General features: G+C 44.2%; 13 protein-coding genes. 4 read left to right on the top strand and 9 right to left on the bottom strand.

Annotation, left to right across the window (positions count from 1 at the left end):
* Positions 1–60 precede the first annotated feature (60 nt).
* Positions 61–270, bottom strand: a complete 210-nt coding sequence (locus tag BJP34_RS20570; protein ID WP_193431267.1) for a hypothetical protein — start codon at positions 268–270, stop codon at positions 61–63.
* Positions 257–430 carry a CopG family transcriptional regulator gene (locus BJP34_RS20565; RefSeq protein WP_070393958.1) on the bottom strand — a complete coding sequence of 58 codons (174 nt, stop codon included), beginning with the start codon at positions 428–430 and terminating at the stop codon, positions 257–259. Before BJP34_RS20565 ends, BJP34_RS20570 begins: the two co-directional genes overlap by 14 nt.
* A 68-nt stretch (positions 431–498) precedes the next feature.
* Between BJP34_RS20565 and BJP34_RS20560 the strand changes: the two genes are divergently transcribed.
* Positions 499–1,755 carry an RNA-guided endonuclease InsQ/TnpB family protein gene (locus tag BJP34_RS20560; RefSeq protein WP_070393957.1) on the top strand — a complete coding sequence of 419 codons (1,257 nt, stop codon included), beginning with the start codon at positions 499–501 and terminating at the stop codon, positions 1,753–1,755.
* Positions 1,756–2,060: 305 nt separating this feature from the next.
* Here BJP34_RS20560 and BJP34_RS20555 read toward each other — a convergent pair whose 3' ends face one another.
* From BJP34_RS20555 to BJP34_RS20530, 6 genes are all read right to left on the bottom strand, one after another.
* Positions 2,061–2,513 carry a glycosyltransferase family A protein gene (locus tag BJP34_RS20555; protein ID WP_070393956.1) on the bottom strand — a complete coding sequence of 151 codons (453 nt, stop codon included), beginning with the start codon at positions 2,511–2,513 and terminating at the stop codon, positions 2,061–2,063.
* A gap of 511 nt (positions 2,514–3,024) precedes the next feature.
* The gene (gene glmM, locus BJP34_RS20550) at positions 3,025–4,497 is read right to left on the bottom strand and encodes a phosphoglucosamine mutase (protein ID WP_070393955.1); all 1,473 of its coding nucleotides are present in this window, start codon (positions 4,495–4,497) and stop codon (positions 3,025–3,027) included.
* A 383-nt stretch (positions 4,498–4,880) separates the two neighbouring features.
* Positions 4,881–5,180, bottom strand: a complete 300-nt coding sequence (locus tag BJP34_RS20545; protein ID WP_070393954.1) for a hypothetical protein — start codon at positions 5,178–5,180, stop codon at positions 4,881–4,883.
* 245 nt (positions 5,181–5,425) lie between these two features.
* Positions 5,426–6,019 carry a DUF3177 family protein gene (locus BJP34_RS20540; protein WP_070393953.1) on the bottom strand — a complete coding sequence of 198 codons (594 nt, stop codon included), beginning with the start codon at positions 6,017–6,019 and terminating at the stop codon, positions 5,426–5,428.
* A gap of 185 nt (positions 6,020–6,204) precedes the next feature.
* Positions 6,205–6,429 (bottom strand): Calvin cycle protein CP12, encoded by a 225-nt coding sequence (locus BJP34_RS20535; RefSeq protein WP_070393952.1) that lies wholly within the window; start codon positions 6,427–6,429, stop codon positions 6,205–6,207.
* Positions 6,430–6,564: 135 nt separating this feature from the next.
* Positions 6,565–6,864, bottom strand: a complete 300-nt coding sequence (locus BJP34_RS20530; protein WP_149031088.1) for a hypothetical protein — start codon at positions 6,862–6,864, stop codon at positions 6,565–6,567.
* Between the two features lie 712 nt (positions 6,865–7,576).
* Here BJP34_RS20530 and BJP34_RS20525 point away from each other — a divergent pair.
* Positions 7,577–8,845 (top strand): FIST signal transduction protein, encoded by a 1,269-nt coding sequence (locus tag BJP34_RS20525; RefSeq protein ID WP_070393950.1) that lies wholly within the window; start codon positions 7,577–7,579, stop codon positions 8,843–8,845.
* 282 nt (positions 8,846–9,127) lie between these two features.
* Here BJP34_RS20525 and hisD read toward each other — a convergent pair whose 3' ends face one another.
* On the bottom strand, positions 9,128–10,453 hold the full coding sequence (hisD, locus tag BJP34_RS20520) for a histidinol dehydrogenase (protein ID WP_070393949.1): 1,326 nt from the start codon (positions 10,451–10,453) through the stop codon (positions 9,128–9,130).
* Between the two features lie 261 nt (positions 10,454–10,714).
* On the opposite strand from hisD, the gene rpsT reads away from it, so the two are divergent.
* Together rpsT and BJP34_RS20510 are read left to right on the top strand one after the other, a co-directional pair.
* Positions 10,715–11,038 carry a 30S ribosomal protein S20 gene (gene rpsT / locus BJP34_RS20515; RefSeq protein WP_070393948.1) on the top strand — a complete coding sequence of 108 codons (324 nt, stop codon included), beginning with the start codon at positions 10,715–10,717 and terminating at the stop codon, positions 11,036–11,038.
* A 105-nt stretch (positions 11,039–11,143) separates the two neighbouring features.
* Positions 11,144–11,953, top strand: coding sequence for a TatD family hydrolase (locus BJP34_RS20510; RefSeq protein WP_070393947.1), 810 nt, complete (start codon positions 11,144–11,146; stop codon positions 11,951–11,953).
* Positions 11,954–12,835: the final 882 nt, after the last annotated feature.

The raw sequence follows: 12,835 nt of genomic DNA, 5'->3' as shown, positions 1-12,835 counted from the left end.
ATCGATGTTATTATTTTCTAATTTGGCATGTTCAAGTTTCAATTGGTGTTTGCGCGACGGTCAAGGGAGCTTGTATAAGCCAAAGTTATCACAAATTGATTTGCTCAACGCCTTTCGATTGAAGATGTTAAAGGATAATCTGTCTTCATTTGCTGATATATTCTCACCAGTACCAAGGATATAAACACTACCGGAAAAGGGTAATGGTTCTAGAGGGGTTCCCTTGTTAGCTGTCCGGCAAAAGAAGCCCCACATCCTAATGCGTAGCATAGGTGTGGGATGAATTTTGCACAGAGTCTTTCGGATCAGGGAAGCGAGCTATCAAGCTTCTTATTAATTCTGACTGAGTCATTCCGCGTCGCTCTGCTTCCTGCGCTAACTGTCTTTTTTCAAAATCTGTAATTCTAATTGTTAACTTTTTATCTTTCATTGTAACTTGACACATGGCTGTACGTTAATTATAATGTTACTAGGTCGATAAACAGAAAGGCAAGCACGATGAGAATTGCATACCAGTACAGGCTGAAACCGACAAAACATCAACAAACCAAGATAGATGACTGGCTATCAATGCTTTGCGCTCAATATAACTACTTATTGGCGGATTCGGCAAAGCCGACGCTACGCGAACGATTCAACTGGTATGAAGCAAATCGCTGCTCGATCAATGCCTGCCCTCTTGTTTGTTATTTACCCGAATTAAGAGACAACCCAGATTATTACAGTCAGAAAAAGACATTACCAAGTCTCAAAAAGACTCATCCCTGGTACAAAGAAGTCCATTCTCAAGTCCTTCAGGATGCAGTAAAAAGGGTTAAGTTGGCCTTTGATAGATTTATCAAAGGAGATAAAAACGGAAACAGAAGCGGTAGACCAAGATTCAAAAAAAGACATCGTTATCGTACCTTCACTTACCCTCAGATGAAGGAAGGATGTTTACAGGGAGATCTGATCGATCTGCCTAAAATAGGAAAAATCAAAGTCGTACTACACCGCCCTATTCCTGATGGGTTTAAAATCAAAACAGCTTCAATTACCAAGAAGTGCGATGGATATTATTTGGTTTTATCCCTAGAAGATAAGACCGTCCCTGAAATTAAACCTGATATCAACCCTGACTCTATAGTAGGTATTGATGTTGGTCTCAAAGAATTCTTAACCACCTCCGAAGGGGAAACAGTTAAAACTCCTCAGTACTATCGAAGATCTCAAAAAAGACTAAGAGTCATCCAAAAAAGAGTATCTCGACGGGAAAAAGGAGGCAAAAATCGACTCAAAGCTATTAAGCAGCTTGGAAAGCAGCACAAAAAAGTAGCAGACAAGCGAAGATATTTTCACTTCAAGACCGCCAATTATTTACTATCAAAATACGATGTAATAGCTTACGAAAAATTAAATATAAAGGGACTTGCTAAATCCCGACTAGCTAAATCTGTGTTGGACGCTGGGTGGTCTAGCTTCCTGACAATCCTGGCAAGCAAAGCCGTTCGCGTAGCGTGGCCTACGGCCTTAAATGCTGGCTTGTTGGCGGTTCCAGTCAGTGCTCAGAATACTTCACAGAATTGCTCTAGTTGCGGTAAAAAAGTCCCAAAAAAGCTGCATGTCCGTTGGCACGAATGTCCTCACTGCGGTTGTAGCTTGGACAGAGACCATAATGCAGCAATAAATATAAAAAACAGAGCGGAAGGGCAGTCCGTTCTTAAAGCCCAGCGCCTCCTAAGGGATACCCGGATTGGCGCTTGTTGCCTACACTGAACCTGTAAGGTCAGTGTAGGAGCTGTCACCAAGAATACCTTTTACTTTCTCATGATCAATATAGAACTTGTAGTAGCCATAACCCCGATTGTATTCAGGTTTTTCAGGTAACTCTAGTAAATCCCATCTAATAATATTCGCTGTCCCCGACATTCGATGTAAGCATTCAGCCCTCAGCTATCAGCTATTAGCTATCAGCTATCAGCTATCAACTATCAACTAGCAGGCGCTTTAACTGCACGGGGTCAGATGAGCAAAACAAGCAAGGATTTTCAACCAGCCGTACTAGCCCGTAACCTTGTTTACTACCTCCCGTTGATTAGCTGACGGCTGACCACTGATTGCTGAATGCTTACCATTCGATAGAATTTTTTTCGTTTTAAATATAAACAATCTTCACCATCTCGATACTTATAACCTCTATTAATAAACCAGCCATTTCCCTGAGGAGTTTTCCTAACAAATTCCGCTAACTGTTTGCTAACACAATCATCGGCATCGACATTCATAGCATGAGTTGGGTCAAATCGACGAGCATAGGTTAATCCTCTCAAAACCTTACGTCCTTTGTCTGTCAAACCTCTAGCTATGGGGTTTTGCTCTTTGGGAGTAGGATAATCAACCTCAAGATAAATTATATGGGGGTGACTGAATGTAATCTCTGGCTTTTCATTACAAACAACGATTACTCTAAATTCCGATGATGTTTGATTACATACTGATTTGACACAGCGTTCAAATAATTTAGATACTTCCAAGATTTGGAAATATTTCGACTCTTGAGTGGAATTACGAAAACTAGCATGATTAACCTTTATTGATAGAAAAACAAGCTAAAAAACTCCCATGACTTTGACTAATTTAGGCAAAGTAACGGGAGTTTTAATGTTAGGGTGAGGTAGCCATGGCGTTATTGAAACCTTGCAAACAACCAAGCATTTCGTCAGCTATCAACTAACGAAAATACTGCCAATAGTTTCCTATGCACCCCTATGAAATATTAAGTTCAGGGTTAAAAACCCTTTTTCCAGATGCTTTCCACCGATTTGGTTTTTGATCGTAGATGGGCAAGGAGTTCTCATCAAGAGAGACTCAGATCAGGGTTGATGATTTACCGTCAACCATAAACCGTCAACCATAAACCGTCAACCATAAACCGTCAACACAACCCGATCACTGAAACGATCTGAGTCAACAAAGATATAAGTTAACTATGCCAGTGATATGCTGAGCAGTTGCTGGAAGCATTTTGCTGAATCAGTTAACTAATCAGTTAGCTAAATATCGCTCAACGACATTAACTAACTCTGATGTCCAGTGGTGAGCAAGTTGAGAATTGGCGGCTTCGACCATCACCCGGATCAGGGGTTCAGTACCAGAAGCACGAACCAGAATTCGACCTTGGTCTCCCATGGCTGCTTCCCCTTTTGCGATCGCATTCGTGATGGCCTCACACTCTTGCCATCCACGTCGGCGTTCTCGGTCTTCTACCCTGACATTACGCAGCAGTTGGGGGTAAGTCTGGAAACTTTGGTCTACTAACTCCCCTAAGGTCATCCCAGATTCATGCACCAAAGAAGCTATATGTAAAGCAGTTAACATGCCATCCCCAGTCAAACCATAATGGTGACAGATGATATGTCCCGATTGCTCACCCCCTAGCATAGCTCCAGTTTGGAGCATTTTAGCTTGGACATGCTGATCTCCGACTGCTGTCCGTAGGAATTTACCCCCCAACTGCTTCCAGGCTCGTTCAAATCCTAAATTTGCCATTACCGTTGCTACCATTAGGTCTTCTGGTAGCTTTTGGGCAGCACGTAAGGTTTGACCCCAAAAATAGAGGATGTAATCTCCATTGATCTCCCGACCCTGGGCATCTACTGCCATCAATCGGTCTGCATCACCATCAAACGCAAACCCAAGATCTGCTTGGTATTCTTTTACCGCAGCTTTGAGGGGTTCGAGGTGAGTCGAGCCACAATTGACATTAATGCGATCGCCATCTGCCTGGTCATGCAAACAGATCACTTGTGCCCCCAACTGCTCAAACACTTGTCCTGAGAGTCGCACTGCTGCCCCCCAAGCCAAATCCAGCACAATCTTCATCCCTTGTAAATTCGTCACTCCTTTCAGAGGACAATGAAGTGCTGCGGCATAATCGGTGACCAACCCTGGGCGATAGTGATACTTCCCTTGGGTTTTACTCACTACACCCTGATCAGTAAAACCCCTCAATCCAGCTTCTATATGCTTTTGCAGCTCCTGAGATAGCTTAGTGCCTTTCCCGCTAAAAAACTTAATCCCATTGTCTTCTGGAGGATTATGACTAGCGGAAATCATCACACCCCCGATGGCACTTGTAGCACTACACAGGTAGGCAACACCAGGAGTGGGACATAATCCCAGGTGCCACACCTCTAAACCTGCTGTAGTCAGCCCCTTAGCTAAAGCTGTGGCCAACATATCACTAGAATTGCGCGAATCCTGCCCCAAAATCACCGGTCCTGGCACAGCTGAGTATTCCTGTAACACAAGACCAGCCCAGAAACCCACTTGTAAAGCCAAATCTTCACTTAGCAATGTTCCTGCTCGTCCCCGAATGCCATCGGTGCCAAATAATGGGGTTGTGGGTAGAGTTAGGGCTTGCCAAGGTAACCTAACATTGGGGCAGTTAATTGGCTGATTCTCCGATGAGAACTCAGCACTATTCCATCCCTGGATACGGACAGGGGATGTAACCATAATTTCTATTTCCTCACATTACACACTCACTGTGGAGAATAACACTTTATTTTGCTTTGGTAGATATCCATCAATACATCCAACCCATGTTTGTAAACAAATATATCCTTGTGATCAGATTATGATCCAAGTACATTCAGATTATGATCCAAGTACATTTAGCCCTGTTAGCGCTTTGACCAGACTTTATCAAAGATTTACTAAACCATTGACTAACTAGATCAAAGTAGATTTAGCCCTATTAGGCTTCTGGCAAGACTTTATCAAAATTGACTAACTAGATCCAAATACACTTAGCTCCCAAGAGCCTTCGGGCAAAACTTTACCAAAATTTACGTTCCTCCCTAGGAACTTAGCAGCCACCACCTGGCAAGGACGGTAAATTAAACACCAGCATTCTCCAACAACTGTTCCATAGTTTCCAAACTCAGTCCTTGCTGAAGATAACGAGGAGACTGTGGATTATAGGGAGCAGCCACTCGATCTATGCTAATGATCTTTGCCTGTGCTGGTAAGACCGCTACATCTGGGTCAAAGGATGTCGGGCGCATTAAAGAACTCGAAAAACCTTTAAAAATAGCAATTTGATCCTGTTCACCAGCTATCTGTGCGGTAACGATCAATACCTCTTTTGGGCATTTGATGGTGTATTGTTCTAGACGCCTACCAATGGAATCCATCATCTGTGAGTTTTCAGTTGTGAGTTTGTAGTTGTGGCATTGCCTATTAGCAGGATAGGATGGTCAGTCGAGCTTTCTCGTAGTGGTAGTGACCATTAAATCTGATCAGCGCGGTTTGCCTGTAGGTTAAGTAGAATTCCGAATCCGTTAATCAACCTCCTTTGAACCAAGACTCCCCCGGCATAAGCGCCGTGGGGAGTCTCAAAGAAGATGCTACCGCCCTAAAAAATCCATTGCCAAAATCCATGTCATGGTTCAATAGCTGATCGTCCTTGTTTGCCGAGACGAAACAGAACGAAATAGCTTAAGTAAAGGACATAGAAGAATAATCCCACCATTCCCATAAAACCCAAAAATCCAGGGGTATAACCAGCATGGAAATACTGTTTGAATAACAAAGGCGGCTCCCTCAACACCTGACAAAATCCAGATGTGATTGCTCCTGGGACAAAGGCACAACGTAGAAATGGAATGCTGGCGATTGTCCCCAGAGTACAGTAAATAGTCATAGCCCAACGCCAAGATGTCAGTGCTAGCTTCAAGGGAGTAGGTGGTCTATCATCAATCTCCTCATTCAAGTCAATCCAAAACCACAGGGAGATTGGGATTAGAATACGGGAGCTCAAAGCAGACACATAAGCAATCGGCCAACCGACAATCAACAAGTAAACTGTAATCGCTAGGAGACTGGAAACACGCCAATAGATAATCAACAGCCGTACCATCGCATCTGCTTTCTGGAAAAATGCCCAAATTAGCAGCATCAAGGGGATAAATACTGTGAACAGAACTGCCAAACGGTAGTCCATCCAAACCAGTAATTGAATAATTTCATCTTGCATTGCTTGTTGCCGAAATGACCTTGATCTATGTTATTGCACCAATGCCCATACTGGAAATCTAGAAACAAAGCCAAGGAAAGCATCAGGCCAGTAACGCCACCAAAAAGGGTAGCAGGAGCAAATCCTAATCGGGGATTTACTCCTGCTACCCTTATGCAGAGTATTTGGCAGAACAATCCTAGAGTCTAGTCATCATATACCCGGCACTCAGCTGCGTCAGGATTATCATCACAGTACTGCTCAAGGGAGTTTTTGGGATTGGCATTTTGCCGCTTATGGGAAGCCTCTGCTTGTAGTTCTTCTACTGTATCCCAAGCTACTGCACATTCGTCTGAAGTCGCCCCTTCAGCATCACAAACGGCTCTAGCTTGTTCACGCTCTTGGTCTATTTTCTCTTGTAATTCGCTCATCTGTCTTTCGCTTTTATAATTTGATGATGTCTATTTTTATTTTGCTGATAGGATGGGTAGTAGTCACCAACCGCGCTTAGCAAAATAGTTAACGATAGGAGGCTTAATAACTAGTAATTTCGTTGAAAAGACGACCTAGTTGCTTAGGTTTTGTGCAACTCCTATCAGGGGTAAGGTTTGCCGGAGTTTGTCCCGCTTCCGGGAACGGCAGCGATGCAGCGCGGTCTTGGGGAGGCAGCGCCGACCTGCGGGGGTTCCCCCCATGAGCGACTGCCGTGGTTTCCCCCACTCGCGCTTTGCATGGCTGACAATGTTGTAAAGGCTGGTTGGGCTAGCAGCACATGTTTCCCTCACCTTAACTACTAGCGACAGAGCTACGAACTTGCGGTCATTCATAGGTGTCGTGACCATTACAACGATCGGACCAGTGTCCATTACCTGCATCTTAGCTAGGAAATTCCGGATTAACCAGAAATTACCAGGGAATAAACTAAGAGCGCTACTTTAATTAGCTACTTTAATTAGCTACTTTAATTTCTTAGGTTAAAGCAAAAGACCTGCTTTAACACAAATTTGTTCTTTATTTTTTAAGGTTTTCCCAATTCCCCCTTACACCCTAGTAGCTTATACCACTTCTATAACTCTTGACCCATTCCCCTTTGACTCGATCGATCTTGACATAGCTAACTTAGTAGTGTAATAGGGGTAGTGTGGTTGGGGTGGAATTTACCTTTAGCCCTTACCCTTCTTGCTATGGCTGACTTGAGGAAGGACTTCAAGTTAGAGGAAAGGCGAATTTAAGGGAAGCTGTCTGATTTACCGACTATATTACGAATTGTTACCCTTAAATTGCAGTAGAGCGGATGGCTAATATAGCAATAACTATTCATACGTTAGGCAGATATGGAGAGATTTCATCAGGCGCGCCTTAAGAAAAACCGTTTATAACCCCCCTAACGGGCTTCTTTTGATAACTACTAACTTAGATTAAGTTATATTAAATTTAGTGTACCACAATAAATCCTCTGCTCAGTATCAGGTAAGGCTTAGTGGAAGTCTGCGGTAATTCACCGTTATCATAAAACCTTGAGGAGTGGCCAATCCCCTCAATAGGGAATGGTATCGGGAGTGAAATAGGTAGATATAGATGGCTAATGTGATCAAGTGGGCAAATGCTCTATCAACCCGTGCATCATTAGAAGCGGCAGTGTCAGAAGTGGCAGACTGCCTTGAGAAGTCTTTGCCTTCAAAAGCAGATTTGGGTCTGGTGTTCATCTCATCTGCCTATGCCAGTGAGTATCCTCGCCTCATCCCCCTGCTCCAAGAACGATTGTCTTTACCCGTGCTGATTGGTTGTGGTGGAAGTGGCATCATTGGGATGAACACCAATGGGTTACCTGTGGAAGTTGAGGGAGGACCAGCCCTAAGCCTCAGCCTAGCCTGTTTGCCTGATGTTAGTGTCAAGAGCTTTCATATCCCTGGAGACGCCTTGCCAGATTTGGATAGTCCTCCTGATGCTTGGGTGGACTTGATTGGAATTTCCCCCCAAGAGCAACCCCAGTTTATTTTATTCTCTGACACCTTGTCCTCTAAAATTAACGATTTGCTCCAAGGGTTGGATTATGCTTATCCAGGGTCAGTCAAGGTAGGAGGACAGGCTAGTGGTAGCTCTATGATGGTTAAGAATGGCTTATTTTGCCTGAAAGACCAGAACCAAGTGGCTAAGTCTCTCTACCATGAAGGAACTGTGGGGGTTGCTCTAAGCGGCAATATTCTATTAGAAACCATTGTTGCTCAAGGCTGTCGTCCTATCGGTGAAACCTATCAGGTGACTAAAGCAGACCAGAATATCCTGCTGGAATTGACACCCCTCGATCAAGGCAAGATCACCAACAGTGAGCCAGCATCCCATCCCCCATTAATGGTGTTGCGCGAGTTAATCCAAAGTATGGATGAGGCAGACCGTAAACTGGCACAACATTCACTCTTTGTCGGAGTTGCCCGAGATGAGTTTAAACAACAGCTCGGTCAGGGAGACTTTCTGATCCGCAATCTGTTAGGTGTGGATCCGAGGATTGGTGCGATCGCTATTGCTGATCGGATTCGACCCGGTCAACGTATTCAGTTCCACCTCAGAGATGCTCAGACTTCAGAGGAAGACTTGGCACTCCTTCTTGAGGACTATCAAAAGCAAACTAACAGCACTCCAGCTGCTGGTGCTTTGATGTTTTCCTGTCTGGGGCGAGGAGAAGGGCTTTACGGTAAACCTAATTTTGATTCCCAACTATTCCACCGTTATCTCAAGGATATTCAGCTGGCGGGCTTCTTCTGTAACGGGGAAATTGGGCCAGTAGGCAGTAGTACGTTTTTGCACGGTTTCACGTCAGTTTTTGGGATTTGCCGTGCGAAAGAGTAACAATTATGGCTTAATCACAAAAACAGAACAGAATGAAGAATTAAGAATGAAGAATGGATAAATTCTCAATTCTCAATTCTCAATTCTCAATTCTCAATTCTCAATTCTCAATTTTCAATTCTCAATTCTCAATTTTCAATTCTCAATTCTCAATTTTCAATTTTCAATTCTCAAGTCTCAATTCTCAATTCTCAATTCTCAATTCTCAATTCTCAATTCTCAATTCTGGGGAATCAGTAACTACCTGACTACTGACAGAGCATTAACTAGAGTGTTTTTCTCTTATTGTTCTACTCCCTTTGACCCCCCAGCATCAAGCTGAGTTCGTAAGCGCACAGATTGAGCATGAGATGGTAGACCTTCTGCTTCAGCAAGAGTCTCAATTGCACCAGCCACTTTATGGAGGGCTCTGTCTGAATACTGAATCAAACTGGAGTGCTTCATAAAGGTTTCCACACCTAGGGCAGAAGCATAACGAGCAGCACCTGAAGTTGGTAGGGTGTGATTGGGTCCAGCCAAGTAATCACCTACTGCTTCAGGGGTTGAGTTACCCAGGAAAATTGCCCCAGCGTGGTGGATATAGTCTAGTAAGTCCCAAGGTTGGGTAATTTCTAGTTCTAAGTGTTCTGGAGCAAACTCATCAGACAATTGTGCTGCCACTTCCAAAGAATCAACAACAACGATTAGACCATAGTGAGCGATCGCTTTTTCTGTCAACAGGCGTCGTGGATGGTCTTTTAGTTGCTGCTGCACTTGCCCCTGCACTTGTTTGGCTAAATTAGCATCAGTGGTCAGGAGAATCGCTGCTGCCATTGGGTCATGTTCTGCCTGAGCCAATAGATCGACAGCCACATGAACTGGATTAGCTTTCTCATCCGCAATAATTAATACCTCAGAAGGACCAGCCAGGGAGTCAATCCCTACAATACCGTAAACCAGTTTCTTGGCCAGGGTTACGTAAATGTTACCCGGACCGCTAATCACATCCACGTTGGGAATGGTTTCGGTCCCAAAGGCTAACGCTGCAATTGCTTGGGCTCCACCTACCCGGTAAATCTCATGAATACCGGCTTCCTGAGCAGCCACAAGCACAGCCGGATTAATGCTTTGATCTGGTCTTGGTGGGGTGACCATTATAATTTGGTTAACCTGAGCTACCTTGGCTGGGATAGCATTCATTAACACAGTACTGGGATAGGAGGCCCTACCTCCTGGAACATATAGTCCAGCCTTATCTACAGCAGTGTAGCGCTTCCCTAAAACCACATCATCTTCACCAAATTGCACCCAGGATTTGGGAACTCGTTGTCGATGAAATGCCTCGATTTGTCTGGCGGCTAATTGAATCGCATCCAGTAATTCTTTGGAGACCTGTTGGTAAGCCGCATCTAGTTCCGAACCGCTAACTCGCAGTTGTTCTCGACTCAATCTCAGCTGATCAAATTCCTCAGTGTAGTGCAGGAGCGCTACGTCTCCTTGGCGCTTCACTGCCTGTAAAACTTCCCTTACAGTTGCCTCTTTGTTCAGCATTTGGTCAGAAGCCGTGCGATCGCGGATACGTCGCAGTTCAGTTTGTGCCTCAGCCTGCTCAGTTATGATTCGCAGCATGGAGTCGGAGTGCCCATCACGCTAGTGTTGCTCGTCCTAGACCAGGTTTATACACTTATCCTGATCAAAGGTGTCTATGTTTCCTGGACTTACTTTAAGAATATAGCTTATAGAGGGTGATGATTGGGTTACGCTATGGGTGTTGATACTAGTTTACTATGATATATGGTATTATGTTATTTCTGGTATCATACCATTTTCTACTGGACGTAACTCCTAAACTCAATTAAGTTAAGTTAACTAAGTTAAGTAAACACTGCTGTGGCTAATAACAAGTCTGCCCTCAAACGCATAAATATAGCCGAACGGAACCGAGTTCGGAATAAAGCCTACAAATCAGCGGTGAAAACGCTGACGAAGAACTATTGTGCTGCCTTAGAAGAGTACGAACGCCAACCAAGTCCAGAGACCTTGGAAGAAGTTAAACGCCGAATGTCAGAAGCATACAGCAAAATTGACAAGGCTGTCAAGCGTAAGGTACTTCATCGTAATAATGGCGCTCGGAAAAAAGCAAGTCTTGCCAAAAAGCTCAAAGCTATAGAGGCTCAACTTAACGCTAGTGTGACCGAATCACCTGCTGTATGATCAGATTCCCAGGCCTCACCTGGCGGAGCGCTAAGTGGTGATTAGTTGAGCAAAAACCGCTGTAAATTAAACTAAAACTAGATAAATAGATTAAAAACTGTATTGATGCAGTTGATTGATACCCACGTCCATATCAACTTCGATGTCTTTGAGTCGGAGTTAGACCAATTGCGGCAGCGATGGCTTGAAGCTGGTGTGGTTCGTCTAGTTCACTCTTGCGTAGAACCGTCTGAGTTTAAAGGCATCCAAGCTCTAGCAGAGCGATTTCCCGAACTCTCCTTTGCGGTAGGCTTGCACCCCTTAGATACCGAAAAATGGACTTCCGAAACGGAAAATCAGATTTTGACCCTAGCGCGCTCTGATGCTAGGGTCGTAGCTATTGGAGAAACGGGTTTGGATTTCTATAAAGCAAAGAACCAACAACACCAAATAGAAGTGTTCAAAGCCCAACTAGGGATTGCCCACCAACTCGGCTTGCCACTGATTATCCACTGCCGTGACGCTGCTGCAGAAATGAGGGGCATACTGCAAGAATTTTGGCAAAGTACCGGATCAATAAGAGGCGTGATGCACTGTTGGGGAGGTAATCCTCAACAGACACAGTGGTTTTTGGATTTGGGATTTTACATAAGCTTCAGTGGCATTGTGACCTTTAAGAATGCCACTCAGGTAAAAGAATCAGCCACCATGGTACCTAGCGATCGCCTACTCATCGAAACGGATTGTCCGTTCCTTGCACCAGTACCCAAGCGAGGTAAACGAAATGAACCAGCCTATGTCCGCTATGTAGGCGAGTGCGTTGCCCAATTACGAGGGATATCTCTAGAAGAGTTGGCTGCTCAGACAACCCAAAATGCCTGTCAGCTTTTTGGTCTTAGCCTATCAACAGCAACTGCTGGGATAGGGATTGGGTAAATCTCAACCAGACCTGAAAGGGCAAAACCTAAAGGTGGGTTCTTGATAATCTCAACTCCCCTACTCTGCTATGGTTCAGTAGAAAGAGAATTATGGGCGCTTGCTTACTGTGAACACCTGCTGTGAACACCTGCTGTCAACATCTACATCTAGAAGAGGAAATAACAGGAAATAATCCGACTCTTTGAATAGTACTTTTGGGTGAGGCTTACCGAAGGAGGGTTGACAAAAGGGCAATCAAATGCTACCCTAATTAGTCTGATGAATATAACTAATCCAACAATAAGCCCCACAACGGTTTGAGTCTCCAGCTAAGCAAACCCTAATCAGAACCCATGTGTATGGTAGGGCATATCGACGGTGACACGTGTAAAAACCACAACTAGCACCGGGAGCGATAAATCTGGAAAGCGCCGTGGCCTCTACGGTGTCTGCCTGTGGACGGGGTGCTGCCGACAGTCCCGAAAGAAGCAGGAAATAAACAGGATTAACTAGCATGAGCTAGGTTCGTATCAGTTTTATGGAGCAGCAGCAAGTACTCCAAGTCCAGTATAGTGTTTTGGTTGTTTTCCTGATGCCAGAGTTTCTGTCAATCTAGTAATAGAAATGGTTTAAAATCCCACAGATGGATGCGCGAGAACTGGAAGATTAAAGGCACTATAAGCCATTTGAGTCAACACTATGAACATCCTATACCTAGAGTAGGGTTACCTAAAGTCGCAGATGTTCAGCTTAAGAATTCCACGTTTACGTTATCTGTGGGAATGTCAATTCTAAAAGTTGATCTAGTATCTATTAGCTCGAACCCAAGTTTTAAGCAACTGTTCAAGTACAAGTACTGCCTTGGGAAGGGAATCAAAATCGGCGCTGACTTAAAAAGAG

The organism is Moorena producens PAL-8-15-08-1, assembly GCF_001767235.1.
Taxonomy (GTDB): domain Bacteria; phylum Cyanobacteriota; class Cyanobacteriia; order Cyanobacteriales; family Coleofasciculaceae; genus Moorena; species Moorena producens_A.
Note: the sequence above shows the minus strand (reverse complement) of the source record. Positions and strands in the feature narration are given on the sequence as shown.

Bases quoted from the DNA above. Each gene is read 5' to 3' on its own strand.
- BJP34_RS20540 (WP_070393953.1), bottom strand. From the start codon at position 6,019: ATGCAAGATGAAATTATTCAATTACTGGTTTGGATGGACTACCGTTTG.
- BJP34_RS20510 (WP_070393947.1), top strand. From the start codon at position 11,144: ATGCAGTTGATTGATACCCACGTCCATATCAACTTCGATGTCTTTGAG.
- BJP34_RS20530 (WP_149031088.1), bottom strand. From the start codon at position 6,864: ATGGACACTGGTCCGATCGTTGTAATGGTCACGACACCTATGAATGAC.
- BJP34_RS20535 (WP_070393952.1), bottom strand. From the start codon at position 6,429: ATGAGCGAATTACAAGAGAAAATAGACCAAGAGCGTGAACAAGCTAGA.
- BJP34_RS20525 (WP_070393950.1), top strand. From the start codon at position 7,577: ATGGCTAATGTGATCAAGTGGGCAAATGCTCTATCAACCCGTGCATCA.
- BJP34_RS20570 (WP_193431267.1), bottom strand. From the start codon at position 270: ATGCTACGCATTAGGATGTGGGGCTTCTTTTGCCGGACAGCTAACAAG.
- BJP34_RS20565 (WP_070393958.1), bottom strand. From the start codon at position 430: ATGAAAGATAAAAAGTTAACAATTAGAATTACAGATTTTGAAAAAAGA.
- glmM (WP_070393955.1), bottom strand. From the start codon at position 4,497: ATGGTTACATCCCCTGTCCGTATCCAGGGATGGAATAGTGCTGAGTTC.
- BJP34_RS20560 (WP_070393957.1), top strand. From the start codon at position 499: ATGAGAATTGCATACCAGTACAGGCTGAAACCGACAAAACATCAACAA.
- BJP34_RS20545 (WP_070393954.1), bottom strand. From the start codon at position 5,180: ATGATGGATTCCATTGGTAGGCGTCTAGAACAATACACCATCAAATGC.
- hisD (WP_070393949.1), bottom strand. From the start codon at position 10,453: ATGCTGCGAATCATAACTGAGCAGGCTGAGGCACAAACTGAACTGCGA.